At 67.6% G+C, this 17,062-nt stretch carries 20 protein-coding genes and 1 tRNA gene; 4 read left to right on the top strand and 17 right to left on the bottom strand.

Annotated features, from left to right (window positions below):
• Positions 1-10 precede the first annotated feature (10 nt).
• The 4 genes from ABZX22_RS33110 to ABZX22_RS33125 are packed head-to-tail and all read right to left on the bottom strand — an operon-like array spanning position 11 to position 3,801.
• Positions 11-2,212 (bottom strand): heavy metal translocating P-type ATPase, encoded by a 2,202-nt coding sequence (locus tag ABZX22_RS33110; RefSeq protein WP_354916801.1) that lies wholly within the window; start codon positions 2,210-2,212, stop codon positions 11-13.
• A 22-nt stretch (positions 2,213-2,234) separates the two neighbouring features.
• The gene (locus ABZX22_RS33115; protein ID WP_354916804.1) at positions 2,235-3,269 is read right to left on the bottom strand and encodes a hypothetical protein; all 1,035 of its coding nucleotides are present in this window, start codon (positions 3,267-3,269) and stop codon (positions 2,235-2,237) included.
• Positions 3,269-3,478 carry a heavy-metal-associated domain-containing protein gene (locus tag ABZX22_RS33120; RefSeq protein ID WP_354916806.1) on the bottom strand — a complete coding sequence of 70 codons (210 nt, stop codon included), beginning with the start codon at positions 3,476-3,478 and terminating at the stop codon, positions 3,269-3,271. Before ABZX22_RS33120 ends, ABZX22_RS33115 begins: the two co-directional genes overlap by 1 nt.
• A gap of 41 nt (positions 3,479-3,519) precedes the next feature.
• Positions 3,520-3,801: a metal-sensitive transcriptional regulator gene (locus ABZX22_RS33125; RefSeq protein ID WP_354916809.1), complete on the bottom strand. Its 282-nt coding sequence runs from the start codon at positions 3,799-3,801 to the stop codon at positions 3,520-3,522.
• 372 nt (positions 3,802-4,173) lie between these two features.
• Between ABZX22_RS33125 and ABZX22_RS33130 the strand changes: the two genes are divergently transcribed.
• The 3 genes from ABZX22_RS33130 (at position 4,174) to ABZX22_RS33140 (ending at position 5,545) form a co-directional block, all read left to right on the top strand.
• Complete coding sequence (locus ABZX22_RS33130) at positions 4,174-4,293, top strand: DLW-39 family protein (protein WP_240506072.1); 120 nt, start codon at positions 4,174-4,176, stop codon at positions 4,291-4,293.
• Between the two features lie 19 nt (positions 4,294-4,312).
• The gene (locus ABZX22_RS33135) at positions 4,313-5,038 is read left to right on the top strand and encodes an HAD family hydrolase (RefSeq protein WP_354916813.1); all 726 of its coding nucleotides are present in this window, start codon (positions 4,313-4,315) and stop codon (positions 5,036-5,038) included.
• An 81-nt stretch (positions 5,039-5,119) separates the two neighbouring features.
• Entirely contained in the window at positions 5,120-5,545 is a 426-nt protein-coding gene (locus ABZX22_RS33140; RefSeq protein WP_354916815.1) for a hypothetical protein, read from the top strand.
• Positions 5,546-5,651: 106 nt separating this feature from the next.
• Here the strand turns inward: ABZX22_RS33140 and ABZX22_RS33145 are convergent, their stop codons facing one another.
• Positions 5,652-6,419 carry a hypothetical protein gene (locus ABZX22_RS33145; protein WP_354916817.1) on the bottom strand — a complete coding sequence of 256 codons (768 nt, stop codon included), beginning with the start codon at positions 6,417-6,419 and terminating at the stop codon, positions 5,652-5,654.
• Positions 6,420-6,730: 311 nt separating this feature from the next.
• On the opposite strand from ABZX22_RS33145, the gene ABZX22_RS33150 reads away from it, so the two are divergent.
• Positions 6,731-6,803 (top strand) — tRNA-Ala (locus ABZX22_RS33150).
• Between the two features lie 41 nt (positions 6,804-6,844).
• Here the strand turns inward: ABZX22_RS33150 and ABZX22_RS33155 are convergent.
• The 12 genes from ABZX22_RS33155 to ABZX22_RS33210 form a co-directional block, all read right to left on the bottom strand.
• Entirely contained in the window at positions 6,845-8,026 is a 1,182-nt protein-coding gene (locus tag ABZX22_RS33155) for a site-specific integrase (RefSeq protein WP_354916820.1), read from the bottom strand.
• Positions 8,023-8,247 (bottom strand): helix-turn-helix domain-containing protein, encoded by a 225-nt coding sequence (locus tag ABZX22_RS33160; RefSeq protein WP_354916823.1) that lies wholly within the window; start codon positions 8,245-8,247, stop codon positions 8,023-8,025. Before ABZX22_RS33160 ends, ABZX22_RS33155 begins: the two co-directional genes overlap by 4 nt.
• Positions 8,244-9,866 (bottom strand): replication initiator, encoded by a 1,623-nt coding sequence (locus tag ABZX22_RS33165; protein ID WP_354916826.1) that lies wholly within the window; start codon positions 9,864-9,866, stop codon positions 8,244-8,246. Before ABZX22_RS33165 ends, ABZX22_RS33160 begins: the two co-directional genes overlap by 4 nt.
• The gene (locus tag ABZX22_RS33170) at positions 9,863-11,281 is read right to left on the bottom strand and encodes an FtsK/SpoIIIE domain-containing protein (protein WP_354916829.1); all 1,419 of its coding nucleotides are present in this window, start codon (positions 11,279-11,281) and stop codon (positions 9,863-9,865) included. The genes ABZX22_RS33165 and ABZX22_RS33170 overlap by 4 nt, the downstream gene beginning before the upstream one ends.
• Positions 11,282-11,366: 85 nt before the next feature.
• Positions 11,367-11,606, bottom strand: coding sequence for a hypothetical protein (locus tag ABZX22_RS33175; RefSeq protein WP_354916832.1), 240 nt, complete (start codon positions 11,604-11,606; stop codon positions 11,367-11,369).
• Positions 11,603-11,869, bottom strand: a complete 267-nt coding sequence (locus ABZX22_RS33180; RefSeq protein ID WP_354916835.1) for a hypothetical protein — start codon at positions 11,867-11,869, stop codon at positions 11,603-11,605. The genes ABZX22_RS33175 and ABZX22_RS33180 overlap by 4 nt, the downstream gene beginning before the upstream one ends.
• Positions 11,866-12,273 carry a plasmid replication, integration and excision activator gene (locus tag ABZX22_RS33185; protein WP_354916838.1) on the bottom strand — a complete coding sequence of 136 codons (408 nt, stop codon included), beginning with the start codon at positions 12,271-12,273 and terminating at the stop codon, positions 11,866-11,868. Before ABZX22_RS33185 ends, ABZX22_RS33180 begins: the two co-directional genes overlap by 4 nt.
• 127 nt (positions 12,274-12,400) lie before the next feature.
• Positions 12,401-13,219: an integrase gene (locus tag ABZX22_RS33190; RefSeq protein WP_354916841.1), complete on the bottom strand. Its 819-nt coding sequence runs from the start codon at positions 13,217-13,219 to the stop codon at positions 12,401-12,403.
• A gap of 1 nt (position 13,220) precedes the next feature.
• A complete protein-coding gene (locus tag ABZX22_RS33195; RefSeq protein ID WP_354916844.1) occupies positions 13,221-14,063 on the bottom strand; it encodes a sigma-70 family RNA polymerase sigma factor in 843 nt (280 codons plus the stop codon).
• 406 nt (positions 14,064-14,469) lie between these two features.
• On the bottom strand, positions 14,470-14,877 hold the full coding sequence (locus ABZX22_RS33200; protein ID WP_354916847.1) for an ATP-binding protein: 408 nt from the start codon (positions 14,875-14,877) through the stop codon (positions 14,470-14,472).
• Positions 14,878-14,969: 92 nt separating this feature from the next.
• Entirely contained in the window at positions 14,970-15,812 is an 843-nt protein-coding gene (locus tag ABZX22_RS33205) for a helix-turn-helix transcriptional regulator (RefSeq protein ID WP_354916850.1), read from the bottom strand.
• A gap of 802 nt (positions 15,813-16,614) precedes the next feature.
• Positions 16,615-16,926, bottom strand: coding sequence for a DUF6342 family protein (locus tag ABZX22_RS33210; protein WP_354916853.1), 312 nt, complete (start codon positions 16,924-16,926; stop codon positions 16,615-16,617).
• Between the last annotated feature and the right edge of the window lie 136 nt (positions 16,927-17,062).

A 17,062-nucleotide genomic window follows, 5' to 3' on the forward strand; every position in this document is an offset into this window, starting at 1 on the left:
CCGCTGGGGACTACTTGAAGCCGCGAAGGCGCAGGCTGTTGGTGACGACGAAGACGCTGGAGAACGCCATCGCGGCACCGGCGATCATCGGGTTGAGCATCCCGAGCGCCGCCAGCGGGAGCGCGGCCACGTTGTAGGCGAAGGCCCAGAACAGGTTGCCCTTGATGGTGGCGAGCGTCCGGCGTGAGAGCCTGATGGCGTCGGCGGCCACCCGCAGGTCGCCCCTCACCAGGGTGAGGTCGGAGGCCTCGATCGCCGCGTCCGTGCCGGTGCCCATCGCCAGACCGAGGTCGGCCTGGGCCAGCGCGGCCGCGTCGTTGACGCCGTCGCCCACCATGGCCACCGACCGCCCCTCGGCCTGCAGCCGCTTGACGACGTCGACCTTGTCGGCAGGCAGGACGTCGGCGATGACCTCGTCGATGCCGACCTCGGCGGCGACGGTCCTGGCGACCGCCTCGTTGTCGCCGGTGAGCAGCACCGGGGTCAGGCCCAGCGCGCGCAGCTGCGCGATCGCCTCGGCGGAGGTCGGTTTGACGACGTCGGCCACCACGAGGACCGCGCGCGCCTTGCCGTCCCAGCCGACCGCCACCGCGGTACGGCCCGCCTCCTGCTCCCGCTCCACCGCCTCGGACAGCTCGGCCGGCAGGTGCTGCGCCCACTCGGCCAGCAGCCTCGGCCGGCCGACCAGCACGGCGTGGCCGTCGACGATGCCCTGGACGCCCAGCCCCTCGATGTTGGCGAAGTCCTCCACCGTGGCCTGCGACCGGGCCGCCCTGGCCACGGCCTGCGCGATCGGGTGCTCCGAGGCGTGCTCCAGCGCGCCCGCCAGGCGCAGCACCTCCTCGCGGTCCTCGCCCTCGGCCACGTGGACCGCGGTCAGCGTCATCCTGCCCTCGGTGACCGTGCCGGTCTTGTCCAGGACGACCGTGTCGATCTTCCTGGTCGACTCCAGCACCTCCGGCCCCTTGATCAGGATGCCGAGCTGCGCGCCCCTGCCCGTGCCGACCAGCAGCGCCGTCGGCGTGGCCAGACCCAGCGCGCACGGGCAGGCGATGATCAGCACCGCGACCGCGGCGGTGAAGGCCGCGCCCGCGCCGCCACCGGTGCCCAGCCAGAAGCCGAGCGTGCCGACCGCCAGCGCGATCACGATGGGGACGAAGATGCCCGAGATCCGGTCGGCCAGCCGCTGGACCTCCGCCTTGCCGGTCTGCGCGTCCTCGACCAGCTTGGCCATCTGGGCCAGCTGGGTGTCGGCGCCGACCCTCTCGGCCCTGACGACCAGCCGGCCGCCCGCGTTGACGGTCGCGCCGACGACCCGGTCACCGGGACGCACCTCCACCGGGACGGACTCGCCGGTCAGCATCGAGGCGTCGACCGCGCTCGAGCCCTCCTCGATCACGCCGTCCGTGGCGACCTTCTCGCCCGGCCGCACGACGAACCGGTCGCCGACCTTGAGCTGGTCGGCGGGGATCCTGCGCCCGTCGACCAGCTCGACGTCCTTGGCGCCCAGCTCCAGCAGCGCCCGCAGCGCGGCGCCCGCCTTGCGCTTGGACCTGCCCTCGAAGTAGCGGCCCGCCAGGATGAACGCCGTCACCCCCGCCGCGGCCTCGAGGTAGATGTTGCCCGAGCCGTCGCTGCGCGCGATCGTGAACTCGAACGGGTGGGTCATGCCGGGGATGCCGGCCGTCCCGAAGAACAGCGCCCACAGCGACCAGGCGAAGGCGGCCAGCGTGCCGATGGACACCAGCGTGTCCATGGTCGCCGCGCCGTGCCGCAGGTTGGTCCACGCGGCCTTGTGGAACGGCCAGCCCGCGTAGACCACCACCGGCGCGGCCAGCGTCAGCGACAGCCACTGCCAGTTGGTGAACTGCAGCGGCGGCACCATCGCCATCGCGATCACCGGGACGCTGAGCACGAGCGCGGTGACCAGCCGGTTGCGCAGCGGCCTGAGCTCGTCCTCCTCCGCCTCCTCCTGGGGCCGCTCCTCGGCCCGCGGGCGGGGCAGCTCGGCGGTGTAGCCCGCCTTCTCCACCTCCGCGACCAGCAGCTGTGGGTCCAGCCCGTCGGGGAAGGTGACCTTCGCCTTCTCGGTGGCGTAGTTGACCGTGGCGGTCACGCCGTCCATCTTGTTGAGCTTGCGCTCGATCCTGTTGGCGCAGGAGGCGCAGGTCATGCCGCCGATCGAGAGTTCGACGGCTGTCTCGGTGGCCATCACCTTCTCCTTTCGGCTGCGTCTAGTGGCCGTGCCCGTGGGGCGCGGCGGTGGGGGTGGTGGGTGTTCCGCTCGGGGCGGCCGCGTCGGCCTTCACGGTGAACGCGGCGGTGCGGACCTTGTCCTGGTGCTTGAAGTCGAGGAACAGACGATAGTCGCCCCTGCTGGGCACCTCGGTGTAGAAGGTGAGGCTGTTCTCCTCCGGGTGCACGTGGAGGTAGGCGAGATCGCCCGCGCGCAGCGCCACCAGGTGGCCGAGCGCGCCCAGGTAGGGCTGCACGTCGGTGACCGGCTTGCCGTCCTTGGCGACCGCCAGCGTCAGCTTGGTGGTCTGTCCCGGCACCACGTCTCCGGTGAGCGTCACGGTGTAGCCGTCGACCTCGGCGGTACGGCTGACCGCGGGCAGCTGCTTCGGCGCGAAGTCGCCGCCGGCGAACAGGTCGACGCCGAGCGTCATCGCGCTCCCGCCTGTGGGCAGGATGTCGGCGTAGGCGCGGTAGACGCCCGCCTCGGGCAGGTTCAGCCTGACCGTCCACACGCCGTCGGCGCCCTCCTCGGGGTGGAGGTGCTGGAAGCTGTTCAGGTCGCGGGAGACGACGATGAAGTGGACCTTCTTCTCGTGCTGGACCTCGAAGCCGGTCACCGGCCTGCCGTCGGGGCCCGTGACGGTGAAGCTGAAGTCGGCAGGCTTGCCCGGCTCCAGCGTGGTGGTCGCGGGCGTGAGGGTGTAGCCGTTCTCGGACACTTGGAGCCCCCCGGGGATGTCCTCGGGCGCCGTGTCCTTCCCGGCGCTCTCGGTGTGACCAGCTTCTTCTGTGTGGCCTGCCGCTTCGTCGTGGCCCGCGGCCTCGGTGGTGCCGGCGGTCTCGGCGTGGCCTTCCGACGCGGCGTGGCCGGTGGTCCCGGTGCTCGCCCCGGTGTGGCCTGCGGCCTCGGCGTGGGCGCTCGCCTGGGGCGGCGTGCCCACCTGGCCGACCGCGCTGCCCACGCCCAGGGCCGCGCCGAAGACGACGGCGAGGCCCAGAGCGTAGGCGCCCAGCTTGGCGGGAGTGTTCATCACTGATGGGCCACTTCGTATCCGGCCGCCTCGACGGCGGCGACGATCTGGTCCTTGTCGAGGGGGGCGGCGCTCTCCACGGTCAGCAGGCCCGTCGACAGGTCCACCTCGACACCGGTCACGCCCTGGACCTCGCCGACCTCCTCCTTCACGGAGCTCACGCAGTGGCCGCAGGTCATTCCCTTGACGGTGTAGGTGGCGGTGCTCATCTGATATCTCCCTGTCGATGTGCTTCGTGTGGTGAACTCGGTTACGAACGGACGAGCCGGGCGATGGCGTCGGAGGCTTCCTTGACCTTCGCCTGCGCCTCCGGGCCGCCCTTCAGGGTGGCCTCGGCGACACAATGGGCGAGGTGCTCCTCCAGGAGGGAGAGGGCGAAGGACTGGAGCGCGCTCGTGGTGGCCGACACCTGGGTGAGGATGTCGATGCAGTACTTGTCGTCCTCGACCATCCGCTGCAGGCCCCTGGCCTGGCCTTCGATCCGGCGCAGGCGCCGGAGGTGGTCTTCCTTGTTGCCGGTGTATCCAGCCATGGTTCTCGCCTCCCCTGTTCTCCCAGCATAACACCGTACCCCCCTAGGGTATTCCAGTGAGGCTGGATTTCTGGCGTTGAGGTGGACGTGCGCGGCTTCGGTTTCGGTTCGTGTGGGGCTCGTGTGCTCGGTGAGGCGCGTCTCTGGCTCCTTCTCGGGTACCCCCAATGGGTATATAGGAGATGTCCATAATGGGACGCGCCGCGGATCCGCGGCGCCGTTGGCGCCGTCGTATCGGAAGATTGGGTAGAACTGGATAGGTCCGCACCCGGGGGAGCAGAGCCAAGCCTTGCTAGGCTGCTGTGCAACCGTTGCAACCGGGCGTTGTCTCACCCCGGCAAGGTGAGACCGTCGAAGAAGTGGGGTCACACCGTGAAGAAGCTGCTCGTTCTGGCGCTGCTCGCCCTCGGGGGGCTGCTCATCTGGCGTAAGGTGCAGGCCGACCGGGCCGAGCTCGATCTCTGGACCGAGGCGACCGGCAGCGAGAACTGACGATCGTGGCGACGAGGGTATGACCGAGTCCGGCCCCATCACGCTGGTCTGTCTCGACCTCGCCGGCACCACGATCGGCGACATCGCCACGGTCGAACGAGCATTCGCCGAGGCGATCGCCACCCAGGGCATCGTCCCAGGGACCGGTGCGTACGCACGGGCCATGGTCCACGTGCACCGGTCCCGCGGTTGCCCCAAGATCGATGTTTTCCGCGGGATCTTCCCTGGCAACGAGGCCCAGGCGCAGGCCGCCAACCTGACGTTCGAGCGCTCCTACGAGGGCGCCATCGAGCGGGCAGGTCTCCTTCCCGTGCCCGGAGTCGTGGAGGCGCTCGACAAGATCCGCGGCTCGGGCCTCCGGACCGCGCTGATCACCGGCTTCAGCCGGACCACCCTGAGCAGGGTGCTGAGCGTGCTCGGCTGGCACGACAAGATCGACCTCGCCATCAGCCCCGAAGACGCGGGCCGCGGCAGACCCTGGCCCGACATGGTGCTCCACGCGGTGCTCCGGCTGGGCGTCGAGGACGTGCGCCACGTCGCCGTCGCCGGCGACTCCGAGAACGACATGCTGGCCGGACGGCGCGCCGGCGCCTCGGTGGTCGCCGGGCTCATGACGGGCGTCCACAGCCGCGACCGCCTGCTCAAAGGCGGTGCGACCCACATCCTCCACTCGCTGGCGGAGTTCCCCGAACTACTCCTCGGCGGCGAGTACGACCCGCCCGCGGTGGCCGTCGCGCAGACCTGACGTTAGTCACTCTCCGTAATCGGGTATGTCGCGTCACGTGATCATGCATGATCACGACGGATACACCTGTGAGAGGTACCCATGCGTCTTGCGCACGCACTTGTCGTGCTGGCCGCCAGCAGCGCCAGCCTGTTCGCCGTCCCGGCCCACGCCGCCCCGCTGCCCACCTACGGGTGCTTCGACATCCAGAAGAGGGACGGGGCCGCCGCCGTCATGGCGGTGTACTGCGAGTCCATGAACGGAGCACCCACCTTCGGCGAGATCACGACCGCGTTCAGGATCGTCCCGAACGACAGCCAGGAGAACGTCACCTACGTGTGCAGGATCCCGGCGGGCCGAAGGGTTTCGGGGTACGCGGGCGGCTACCCGGGGGCGATCCTCGGGTTCTCCTGCAAGGAGCGGGAGAGCCTCCCGGCCGACCAGCGGACCACCCAGCTCGAGCAGCCGCAGCCGCTACCGCTGCAGCCGGCTCTGGTGCTCGACCCGATCAGGGTGTTCCTCCGGTAGCCCTTTCGCCTCGCGGCGGACGGCCGGGGCCACTGACCCCCGGCCGTCTCGCCCCGCATCCGTTCGGCCCGGACCAGGGCGACCACACGGGTCCGGCGGCCGTCCTCTACGCGACCTCGGCCGCAGGCGCCGTCCAGGTGTTGCACGAGCCAGGATCCCCGGTGGCGAAACCACGCCCGACCCACAGGCGAACGTTGGCGGTCTTGCCGTACAGGCTCCGATGCCCGGGGGCGTCACCCTGCACGATCGACAGGAGATACTTCCAGTCGCGCGAGGACCTTCCCTCAAGGGGCCAGACGCTCTTGACGAACGCGCCCGACAAGCAGGCGGCCTGCAGGTTGTAGCGGCGCACCCGCTCGGCGCGCTCGGTCTGGCTGTCGTAGAAGGCCTGGCCGTCCACGCTGTAGACGATGTCGACGAGCCGCTGCACGTGGTGGGCGTAGATCGTGGCCGTGTTGTGCAGCAGCCACAGGTCGGACGGATCGTCGAGCCAGGACCGGCCGAGCTTGAAGACAACCGCGCGGGCGTCGTGGCAGTAGACACTGTCGGAGTCCCACTTGGGGTTGATGTCGCAGTAGCCGCTGCTGACGAACTTGAGGCGGGCACCCTCGAACCGCACGCCGTTCTCCGACAGGTACTGCTCCCAGGTGGCCTCGAGGCACTGCATGACCCCGCCGATGTACCGCTTGGCCGCCGCACGGTCGTCGCGCGCGACCGGCTGCTCCTCGCACGGCGACTTGGGCAGCTTGCCCATCCTGTACAGCCCGTTCTCGGTGAGAACCTTCTGCTTGACGGGATACGCCTCCGCAGTCGCGGTCCCGCTCAGCCCCAGGGCCGCGACGCAGGACAAAGCGGCGATCAGACGAAGCTTCATGATCGGGAGACTAGAACACATGAGCTACGGCGGTCGATCCACGCCCCTCGCCTGTGCGCTCTGACCGGCTTCCACCAGATGATCAGCCTCTCTCCCGGGACATGCGGCGCCCCCGGCCGGCGCCGCCGAGCCCCCGGCAGACCGTCGGCCCACGCAAGGATTTCGGAGCGGTCAGCGGACCGCCGCCCCCAGCCGGGCCAGGAACGACGCGCGGCAACCGAGTGGCGAGAAAGCCCATGGTGTTGGTACGGTGTACAGCCGGGGCAAGTTTGACCATGCAGGCGTTTTCGCAGGTCAACAGGCCCTTTTGAGGGGCCTTAGCTCAGTTGGCAGAGCGCCTGCTTTGCAAGCAGGATGTCAGGAGTTCGAATCTCCTAGGCTCCACCCACACAAAAGCCCAGGTCATTCGCCTGGGCTTTTGATCTTTATAGGGGCCGTTTTCGCGGTCGTGCCCGTTGCGTGCCCGATCGGCCCTTGAGGGCCCCGCGGGCGAGGTCGTCGAGCTTGCGCGCGACCTCGCGTTGGCGTTCGTCGGTGGAGTGCTGGTAGATCATCGCGGCGCGTGTGCTGGAGTGGCCCATGCGGGTCATCAGCTCGCGGATCGAGGCGCCAGCGTTGGCGGCGAGGTTGTTCCCGGTGTGTCGGAGGTCGTGAAAGTGGATCTTCGGTAGGCCCGCATCTTCGAGTGCGGTGGGCCAGACCCGGCGGTTGAAGTTGCTGTTCCGAATTGGGCCGTTGTCGGGTCCGACGAACACCAGTCCTTCGTCACCCTCCTGGGCGAAGTCCTTCAGGTGGGCGCGAAGCTCAGCGATGATCAGCTCGGGGATTGCGACTGTTCGTTTGCCCGCTGCGGACTTGGGGTCGGTGAACACCAGCCCCTTGCCGGTGATCTGGATCAGCTGGCGTTCCACGCGGATGGTGCCGGCGTCAAGGTCGAGGTCTCTTCGTCGCAGGCCGGCCAGTTCGCCCCATCGCAGGCTTGCGAAAGTACCGAGCAGCACCAGGGCGCGGTATCGCTGCTCGATGACCTCGACGAGTTGGTAGACCTGAGGGACCGAGAGGACCCGGCGCTCGGCCGACTTCTCCTGTCCAGCGCCCTTGATGCGGCATGGGTTGCGTTTGATGAGCTGGTCATCGACGGCGGTGGTGAAGATGGCCTTGAGGAGCCGGTACGCCTTCGCCACGGTGACCTCGCTGACTCCGTCGTCGAGCAGCTTCTTTCGCCAGCGCCTGACGTGTGGCTCTTTGATCTCGTTCATCGCCTTCTCTCCGAAGGTCGGAACGAGATGGGTGCGCCGCAGGTAGCCGTACAGCTCGATCGTGCGAGGGCGCAGGTTCGGCCGCTCGTCGATCCAGTCCTGCGCGTACTTGCCGAACTTGATCTTTCCTGCGTCCGGGTCGATCCAGTCACCGTCGAGGATTTCGGCCTCGATCTTGGTGAGCCAGACCTCCGCGTCGGTCTTGGTCGCGAAGGTCTCGGGCGCCGGGCGGTCGACCCCGTCAGGACCGGCGTAGCGCGCTTGATACCGGCCGGAGGGAAGTTGCCGAACGCGCCCGAAGCGCCGCTTGGTGGGCTTCCTCTTCCGCGACGCTCCAGGAGCGGTCATGCTGCCCTCCCACGCTGTGTGGTGATCGGATGGACGACGCCCGCAGCGATGAATGCTTCGAGGGCGGATTCGGGGATGCGGACCTTGCGCCCTACATGGACGAAGGTGATGCGGCGTTCTTCGATCAGGCGGCGAGGGAAACGGACACTGGTGTTGAGCCGTTCGGCCGCCTCTTCGACGGTGAGCAATCTGCCCTGGGTGAGATCTCGGTGAGCGGTCACGCGGCCACCTCGTCTCTCATCACCGAGAGGTCTGGGGGTGGTTCGCCTGTCGCTCTGGCTTCGAGGGCCAGGAGGCTGGCGCGGAACTGCTGGCGCCGTGCGATGCCACGGAGGAGTTGCGCTGCTCTGGGAGCGCGAGAGGGGTCGCTGCTGGAGACCGGGTGCCAGATGTAGCGGTGTCGGTCGTTGGCCGCCGGGTCGTCGAGGCCGAGGAGTTCCAGGGCCCAGGCGCGGCGGTCCTGCTTGTGTTCGCGGAGGGTCTTGTTGGACCACTTCCGGGAGACCAAGACGCGCCGGCCTGCGTAGCCGAGGTGTTCGGGACGGTGTGCCTTGCCACGGCAGTGGCCGGGAGTCATCCCCCGCTTGGCGTCTTTGGGCTGGACGCCGTAGCGGAGCCAGTTGGGGCAGGTGGGTGAGCATGGTTCGTAGCGCAGGGTGTCGAGCATGCGGGTGATGTGGTCGCGGCGGGGCTGGTCGTCCTCGTCGCCGGGGTCGAGCGGGTCGCCGAGAGATTTGGTGAGGTACTTGGTCAGGTAGCCGAGGGCCTTGTTGGCGGCAGGGCTTCCGGCGAGGACGCCTTGCACGTCGGCCTGGTCGCCGAAGCGCAGGACGTGCAGGGGCTCGTCCAGGTCGTCGAGGGCCTTGTCCCAGGTGGGGAGGATCTCCCCCGTGGCCGGGTCGAGGTAGCCGTCTTCGTCGCTCCAGATCGGAAGGTTCTCGCCGTCGTACTTCACTTCGTCGGCCGGTGGCCACCAGACCTGGTGATAGGTGGCTGCGGCGATCTGCTTCATCTCGGCGCGGGGCAGGGTGCCGCGGATGGCCATGTGCAGATGTGGGGCAAGGCGCTTTTGTGGTTCGACGCTGGCGAAGTACTGGACGTCGTAGCCGGCCACGCGGCGGAGGTTCTGGACGAAGCGGTCGACGAGCTTGGAGAAGTGCAGCGCGTCGCGGGCGGCTCGTCGGTAGTCGTAGCTGGTGGGGTCTGCGGGTACGCCCTGGCGGATCTTGCCGTAGGACGGGAGGGTCAGCGTGACGAACATCGAGGGCCGGTAGACCTGGCCCTGGGGGCTGGTGAAGGTGCGGCCGAGGGTGGTCGGTCGTCGGGTGCGCTTGGGCAGGTCGGGGGCGTCCTGCCGGCGTCGGGTCGATCGGGTTCGCTTGGCGATCTGGCGACGGGCGAGGAGGCTGCCGCGCATGCCCGCCTCGTTGATCTCCGCGTCGATGGCCACGATCGCGGCGTCCCAGTCCTCCGCCTCCACCTCCGCCGCCTGGTCGCGCTTGGCTTGGACGTCGGCGCGGAACTCGACCAGCCAGCGTTGTTCGTCGGTGGCGGCGGCCGGGTCGGCGGTCGGTTCGTGGTCGAGGTGCCAGCCCTCCCGGCATTGGGCCTTGCGGAGCTGCTGGTTGCGCTTGGCGCACGGCGGGCACTTGGCTTCCTGCGTGGTGCCGCAGGGGAGGTCGAAGGGCTCGATCTCGCCGGTGACAATGTCCTGGCGGCGGAGTTCGATGGGGCGGATGCATACGCCGTTGGACTTGGCGATCTCGACGGCGACGTCCATGACGAGGGGCATGGTGTCGCGGACGAGGCGGGGCAGGGTGCGGTCGGCTCCGTTGGTCACATGGCCTCCCCGAAGAGGGATGCCATGTGGCGGATGTCCTGGTCGGAGACGTAGGCGGCATGAGCCCGGATCGGGTCGGGCGACGTCTCCAGCCGTACGTACGACACGCCCGCACCCACGTGGGGAACCGGGGAGATGTGGTCTGCCAGCGCTCCCCTGTCTCGGGCGCCGTCACCGAGCACCATGTCGACCTGTTCGGACTCGTCGAGCCGCAGGGCGATCTTGTCAGGGAACAGATTGCGGATGGTGATCACGTCCTTGCGAGGGTCCTGGAGAGCTGCTAGGACGCCCACACCGACCGCGCGTCCTTGCGTGGTGAGGGTGGCCAGGGCGGCGGAGATGCGCTGCCGTAGAGCCCGATCCGACTGATAGGCGGTCAGGAACGCGATCTCGTCGACCACGACCAGTACGAAAGGGTCTTGCACGGTGGGGACGTGGTCGCGCTGCACTCCCGCGAAGCGGCCGGCCCGCTCCTGCATGACCTTGACCGCCTCGTCGAGCAGGTCGGCGCAGTCGGCCGGGTCGGCGGCGTAGCGGTCGCCGAAGATGGCCTGTCCGAAGGACAGCTCCATGAGTTTGGGGTCCAGGGCCCAGATCTCAGCCAGCCCGGACAGGATGGCGGGGATGAGCCCGCGAATGGCTGACCAGAGGATCGAGCCCTTGCCCGCTCCTGTGGCGCCAGCAACCAGGATGTGTGTGCCGTGCAGCTTGAGAAGCCACGGCTTGCCGTCCTCGGTCTGTCCGATCTCGACCGGTCCGACCGTGGCTGTCTCTGGCATTGGTATGGCGGGCAGGGGCTCGGCGAGGGGATCGCGGCGGGGGAAGGTGAGCAGGAGTCGACCGGCTCGTTCGACGCTGACTCGGCATGAGGGGGCGCCGAAGCCATGCGCCAGGGCCTCGATGCGGTCAGCCCAGTCCTTCGCCGCCTGCCCGTCCAGCATCTTCACCGTGACGACGTCAGCCCACGAGGTGCAGGTGACGCGGAGCAGCCGGGGCAGGTAGTCGCGGCCCTTGATGTGACGGCCGAGTCCGGAGACGACCATGACCGGTTGCCAGTGGCGCCGGTAGACCCAGACGAGCCGCCACCAGGCCAGAAGGCGGTACCCGATCCAGGGGAGGACGACCTTGGGGTAGGTGATCGCCCAGGGAGCGACCAGAACGATCGGGACGGCGACGACGACCAGTGCCAGGCGCCAGCCGTACAGGCCGAAGATCGTGCTGGGTGTGACGGCCGCGGCCGAGGCGATGGGGTGCCGCCAGAGGGATCGGACGAGGCTGATGACCAGGCGAGCCACGAAGATCACGATGGTGACGATCGCGGGGGTCTGGACGACGGCGGGGCGGAAGACGACGGCGGTGTCGGGGGTGGTGGAGACCAGGCCGGAGACAGGATCGCCGGGCAGTTTCTTCAACATTAGGCTGGGGGCCTTCCTTGATGTGAGAACCCAGGGGAGAACCGGGGCCGCCGGAAGTTGGCGCTTCTGGCGGCCCGCTTGCAGATCACGCCTGCTTGGCGTGGAAGCTCTCGCACGCGGCGAGGTAAGCGGCGGCGCTGCTGGCCAGACCCCTGGCGAACGAGAGGCCGGCGTCCGTCACCTCGTTGGAGTTGCTGGGGCAGAACGACACGTTGAGGGAGCCCATGTAGAGGGCCAAGATCGGGGATCGGTTGTCGTAGGTGTGGCAGGTGGCCCATGCCCTCTCGCCGCTCTTGAAGGAGTGGCTGCTGACGGCGCTGCTCATTTCGGCGTCTCCATGGGGGTGGGTAGGGAGCGGAACATGCGCTCGACTGCGGCTGCGAAAGCGGCGGCCTCCTTTGCCAACTCGCGGGCGAACGTGACGTCGGCAGGGGTGACCTTGTTGCTGCACGACGTGGTCACCAGGACCGAGATAGCGTCGAAGTCGAGAGCCAGGACCGGGGTCCGGCGCGGGTAGGGGTGTGACTTGGCGCTGGACGGGCCGCTCGTCTTGAGGGTGATCACCGAGACCGGGCGGGGGCGCTTCATGCCTGGTCCTTGGCGGGCTTGGCGTGGGTGCGGGGAGCGCGCATCCCGGTCGCGCGGATCGAGTAGGCGAGCCGGCCGGTGCTCTGGGCGACGTACGGCGTGACCGTCATCCCGTCGAACTCCACGGGGACGATCGGGAGCCCGGACGGCGCGGCGGGGGCGACGGGCTCAGTCGGCGACAGGATCTTCACGGCCACGGTCTTCTGGGAGATCTTCGCGGCGGGGTCGGCGTCCATGACGGCGACCTGCCAGACGAGTTCTCCGGTGATCTTGTCCTTGGCGTAGACGGTGCGGCCGTTGGTCGAGGCGTCGAAGTCCTTGACCTGTTCGACCTCACCGACCAGGTAGCAGCCATGGGGGAAGACCTGGTCGAAGCCGATGGGGATGGGGCCTTGGATGGCCATCGTGCTCTACCTCCTGTGTACCCCTCTAGACAGCTGCGGCCGGTCCGCTATCGAGAGATGTCTAGGGGGCTATGCATTGAAGGTAGATCGCCGTCTGGGAACTGTCTAGGGGGGTGGACGATTCTGCTTAGGCGAACAGCCAGTGGGCCGCGGTGGCGTCATCGAAGATCTTGCCGCGCTTCCACCGGGCAGCGTCCAGGTCGGATCGTTCGGCCTCGCGGACCTGGCGGATGAGTTCTTCAGGGCCGTGGTGTTCGAGAAGGTCAAGGCACTGTCGCCAGGTGGACAGGTGGAAGCGGTCGACAAGCCGCGATGCCCCGTCGCTGAGAACGGCTGCGGCGCGGATCTGGTCGACGGGCGCGGAGCCGGTCAGTGCCTGCTCGGCTGCATGCGGGTTGGTGGCGGCGACCCAGAAGCCCCCGTCGATGTTGCGATGTGCGCGCATGGCGCTCATATAGGCGCTGAGTGCGTCAGCATGCTCCGAAGTCCCGCCGAGCGCTGCGTTCAACGGCGCGCGGTACTGCCTGCCGACCATGGATTCCCGCTCATCGCAGATCACCATCGGCTCGGCGCCGATGACGTCGAGGACGAGAACCGAGTCGGCCAGGATCAACCAGTTCAGGGTGTCCCCGGTACGGCGCAGCATCACCACGGTCGCCGAAGGGGTGCCAGGATGGTCGAGGTCGCACGTATCGTGCTGCGCGGCGGTTTCCTTGATCCCGCTGGCCAGGATCTCGGTCAGCGGACCCGTGTTCTGCGTGATCCCCGCGACCAGGGTGGAGCCGAGCGTGTGGGAGAACCAGGCCACGCCGTGCGAGCACCCGGACTCCAGATCGGCCGGGGTGCCGGCCCCGTCCAGAAGGACTATGGCGTTCGGCGTGGCGCCGATGAAGTCCTCATTGGGACGGTCAGGGTAGGCGGATTCGGTCGCGAGGGTCAGGCGCACGTCAGTCGTCCTCGTGTCGGTAGAGGGGGCTGGCCAGGGCGGTGCGGACGGGCTCGTCGGTCTCGGGGTCGTACTCGACGCTGACGACGGTGGAAAACCGCTTGTCGCCGACCTGGCCCCAGAAGGTCGCGATCTCGGACGTCAGCAGGTCGACGACGCCGAGCGAGCCGTTGGTCCTGATGCCGGCGATCGCGAGGAAGGTCCCGTTGCCGTCGGGGCGGGGCAGCCGGCCGAAGTACGCCGAGTCGGTGGGCTGCTCGGGGTCGAGCTGGGTGCCGGTGCGGTAGGCGGCGCCGGTTCTCGTGTCCCGGAGCAGCCAGCCGAGTTCGTCGCGCTCCCAGCGAATGACGGGGTCGGTGTCGTAGGCCGCGTGCATCGCCTCGGACATGCGGGGGCCACAGACGACGATCAGGTTCGGCCGGTTGAGGTCGATGACGCCGTCAATGGTGACCTTGTCGGTCTCGACCGCCAGCCCGAAGGACTTGGCCAGTTCCTCCAGGCGCTGACCCGAGCGCATGTCGTCGAGGGCCAGGACGGGACGCTTCTTCTCCGGGTCGAGCCGGAGCGGAGTGACCACGGTGACCGTACCGGTGCCCAGGAACGCGCCCTCGGGGGCGGGGCCTGTGTGCTTGATCTGATGAATCCGCCCCCGGGACAGCCCGGCTTGCTGCGCGATCTGAGCATAGGAGATGCCCTGCGCATGCAGTTCCTGGATCACGCGGCGCCGTAGCCGCGCCAACTCGGTGACCTCCTGCTGCGCCGCGCTCAGTCGCTCGGTGGCCTGGCGGATCAGCAGGTACGGGTCGTCGATCGCGGCGATCCGCTCAAGGTCACTCGGTGGCACGGTGGTTCCCTTTCCGTGGTGCTCCGCCGAGTCTAGGGCCCTAGACGAAATGCCGTCTATCCCCCTGGACAAGACGGATTTGAGCGTTTCGCCGGTAATTCGACTTACTGCGCGGATTGCTGACCGTCGTTTGGGGACGCCACGCGTCAACGCGCTCGCCCGGTCAAGAGGGATATCCACAGCCTGTGGGCTTCCACCCAGATGACTCGCCCAGTCTCGGCCGGGCGCTCGCCTCGGACCGCCCTGTGGAGGTAGTAGAGACCGCCCGACCTGCGCAGTTCGTAGACGACCTTGCGACAGTCACAGGTCCACTCGACGACGCGGACCCGTCCGTCCTTGCGAGGTTCTTCCCAGTCAATCTTCTCGTGGTCCGGCCATAGCGGCGCCGGATGTGGAGCGAAGCACATCAGGACCGCGCGAAGGCGAAGGGTGATGCCTCCAGGACGGCCCAGACTGTACGGCCGTGGTCGTCGCCGGCCACACCCCACTTCACGGACAGGCCCGAGACTAGTGCCAGTCCCCGCCCTCCCATCTCTGTCGGGGACAGCGGGAGCAGCCGCGGAGTGCGAGGGCCACCCTCATCCTGTACGGACAGACCGAGGGTGGAGTCGACGATTTCGAGGGAGACGACGAAGCGGCCACCGGGGCGGCCGCTGTTGGTGTGCCGTACGGCATTGGTCGCCAGCTCGCTCACGACGAGGATCGCGTCATCCAGGTTCGGCCAGGTCGGGAGGAAGGCGGCGACGAAGCGGCGAGCTTCGAGCACTGAGATGGCGGAGCCGAGGAACATGCGCGATACGCGCCAGGAAGGCATGGACGTCTCCGATGTCTAGGGGGCTATACATCCATGCGATCAGCGTATGAGCAGCAGTGGAACAGACTCAAGGCATTCGACGCATAAATACGTCAGATGGGGAAGCGGGTTTCGAGTTCCTCGTAGTCGGTACTGATCTGCCGCAAGAGTTCTCGCAGCGCATCGCCGTACAGCGCCACAGCGGCGAACAGGTCGAAGGCGTCAGAGTGGGCCTCGATCGCTGCTGGAACGGTCAGAGGGAGGTCGCCGGTGAAGCTGTCGATGCTGCCGGCGTCGCCGTCCAGGAGCGTGAACCCATGCAGGGGAAGGGCCGGCGTCTCTATTGTCCATGGCACGATGCCGAGGCTGACGTGCGGCAGCGTGGAAACCTGCGCCAGGCGATCGAGCTGCCCCCGCATCATGGCGGGCGACCCGAGCCAGGTCCGCACCGCCCCCTCGGTGAGCACGAACGAGAACTGTCGCCCGGACTCGAACAGCAGGCTCTGTGCCTCCACCCGAAGGGCCGCAGCCTTGGCTGCATCCCCCATGTCAACATCACGCTCAAGGGAAAGCGCCAGACGGGCATACTCCGACGTCTGCAGCAGCGAGGGGATCACGGCCGACTGGAACACCCGGACATGCCGAGCTGACCGCAGTCGGGCAGCATTCGCCGCCTCACGACCAGCCAGGCCACCTTTCAGCCGGGATACCTGGTCACGTAGGCGTTCCAGGAGCTCATCCAGCTGGCGACGCGCGCCTTCATCCAGCGCCAACGCCTCAGCCAGGCGCTCTACCGTCTCCGGAACGGGAAGCAGTTGCCCAGTCTCGATCCGAGAGATCGTCGGTTGAGCCACCCCCGCCAGCACCGCAAGATCCTTACCGGTCAGCCCGGCGCTCTTGCGGAGTTGCCGAAACATCGCACCCAATGCGCGCAGTCGATCGCGACGATCCTCCACACCCAGCGTTCTACCACTGTCTCTGTGACGCGCGGAGTGGAGAGTCCGATCACTGCCGGAGTGTTCTCATTGGGATCAAGGGCGGCGCTCCGCGCCGCCTCGCGGCCCGTCGCCCGCTCGGCGGTCGGGCATGCGGCCTGGGGGGCCGGTCCCGGCCGCCGGCGGCTCGGACCGCGCACGCAAGCGTTCCCATGACTTCACCGCAGGTGTGATTAGCTCACTGCCGAGCGTGGCCGCACATCGCTTCGAAGCGCTAACGGTAGGCGTGAACGCAATGAACGTTCCCGCATGCGACTGTGCCGCCTTCGAGATAGCAACGGATGGGCTGAGCGACAACTTTCGAATGGCTAGCGGCGGCTAGCGGAGACGTCGATTTCGACGACTTCAGCAGGAGCAGCCCGGGAGTTCTCTCAGAAGGCTAAAGAAGCGGGTGTGCCACCCAATTAGCTTGACCATTTCGATGGACTTTGACGCTGATGGTGCAAATCCATCGAGATCTTGCGGGGATGAGCATTCGGAGTGCAATCATCTTCCGCGTCAACAACTGCTCGACACCTTGCGATGGACACAACACACCTCTTCGAGGCGGCGGGCCCTATCCGAGCAGAGGTAGTCATTTTCTTCTACTGATCGGGGCCGATGGGAACTCCGCCGACCCCGATCAGATATCGCGCACAGGCACTGGTGCGTCGCTGCCGGCCGCGAGCATTTTGTCGTCCTGGCGGACGCTATCGGCCGTGCTGGCCGTCACCCGGTCGGGGCTGTGCCAGCCGACGAACCAGTGCCCACGCACCACGAGGCGCTACATGCCCGTTTCGTAGGTCATGTTCGTTTGGCCCGTTTTCACCTGGCCGGCGATGTGGAGGTTCCCACTGGAGTCCAGGATCGCGATGATCTTCTTCTGCGACCCGTGGTGGGTCGTGAAGTAAATCTTGTCCGCCTCTTGAGAGCTGGAAAGGTTTGTGTTCACCGAAAGCTCGATGCTCACCGGTGAGCTTATGAGCACGTCCTTCTTCGGAGAGGTCGGGTAGATCTGGTTCTGGCGCAGCTTGATTCGGCCGTGAGTGTCACCTTCATCCCAGTCGGTGGCCACCCCGAGGTCGATATCCGGCATGTCGACTCCCTTCGCTTCTCTCCGTTTGAAACGACCCTTTTGGATCGTGCCATAGCGAAGGATATGTGGTTCTTAAGGGATTTTCTAGAGTTCTTCCAGGCACTTCCTAAATATGGAAATTTGGCCACCTAATATA

The organism is Nonomuraea sp. NPDC003804, from assembly GCF_040610675.1.
Lineage (GTDB): Bacteria > Actinomycetota > Actinomycetes > Streptosporangiales > Streptosporangiaceae > Nonomuraea.

Excerpts from the sequence above, each read along its gene's own strand:
- ABZX22_RS33110 (WP_354916801.1), bottom strand. The coding sequence starts at position 2,212 with ATGGCCACCGAGACAGCCGTCGAACTCTCGATCGGCGGCATGACCTGC.
- ABZX22_RS33115 (WP_354916804.1), bottom strand. The coding sequence starts at position 3,269 with ATGAACACTCCCGCCAAGCTGGGCGCCTACGCTCTGGGCCTCGCCGTC.
- ABZX22_RS33120 (WP_354916806.1), bottom strand. The coding sequence starts at position 3,478 with ATGAGCACCGCCACCTACACCGTCAAGGGAATGACCTGCGGCCACTGC.
- ABZX22_RS33125 (WP_354916809.1), bottom strand. The coding sequence starts at position 3,801 with ATGGCTGGATACACCGGCAACAAGGAAGACCACCTCCGGCGCCTGCGC.
- ABZX22_RS33135 (WP_354916813.1), top strand. The coding sequence starts at position 4,313 with ATGACCGAGTCCGGCCCCATCACGCTGGTCTGTCTCGACCTCGCCGGC.
- ABZX22_RS33140 (WP_354916815.1), top strand. The coding sequence starts at position 5,120 with ATGCGTCTTGCGCACGCACTTGTCGTGCTGGCCGCCAGCAGCGCCAGC.
- ABZX22_RS33145 (WP_354916817.1), bottom strand. The coding sequence starts at position 6,419 with ATGAAGCTTCGTCTGATCGCCGCTTTGTCCTGCGTCGCGGCCCTGGGG.
- ABZX22_RS33155 (WP_354916820.1), bottom strand. The coding sequence starts at position 8,026 with ATGACCGCTCCTGGAGCGTCGCGGAAGAGGAAGCCCACCAAGCGGCGC.
- ABZX22_RS33170 (WP_354916829.1), bottom strand. The coding sequence starts at position 11,281 with ATGTTGAAGAAACTGCCCGGCGATCCTGTCTCCGGCCTGGTCTCCACC.
- ABZX22_RS33175 (WP_354916832.1), bottom strand. The coding sequence starts at position 11,606 with ATGAGCAGCGCCGTCAGCAGCCACTCCTTCAAGAGCGGCGAGAGGGCA.
- ABZX22_RS33180 (WP_354916835.1), bottom strand. The coding sequence starts at position 11,869 with ATGAAGCGCCCCCGCCCGGTCTCGGTGATCACCCTCAAGACGAGCGGC.
- ABZX22_RS33185 (WP_354916838.1), bottom strand. The coding sequence starts at position 12,273 with ATGGCCATCCAAGGCCCCATCCCCATCGGCTTCGACCAGGTCTTCCCC.
- ABZX22_RS33200 (WP_354916847.1), bottom strand. The coding sequence starts at position 14,877 with ATGCCTTCCTGGCGCGTATCGCGCATGTTCCTCGGCTCCGCCATCTCA.
- ABZX22_RS33210 (WP_354916853.1), bottom strand. The coding sequence starts at position 16,926 with ATGCCGGATATCGACCTCGGGGTGGCCACCGACTGGGATGAAGGTGAC.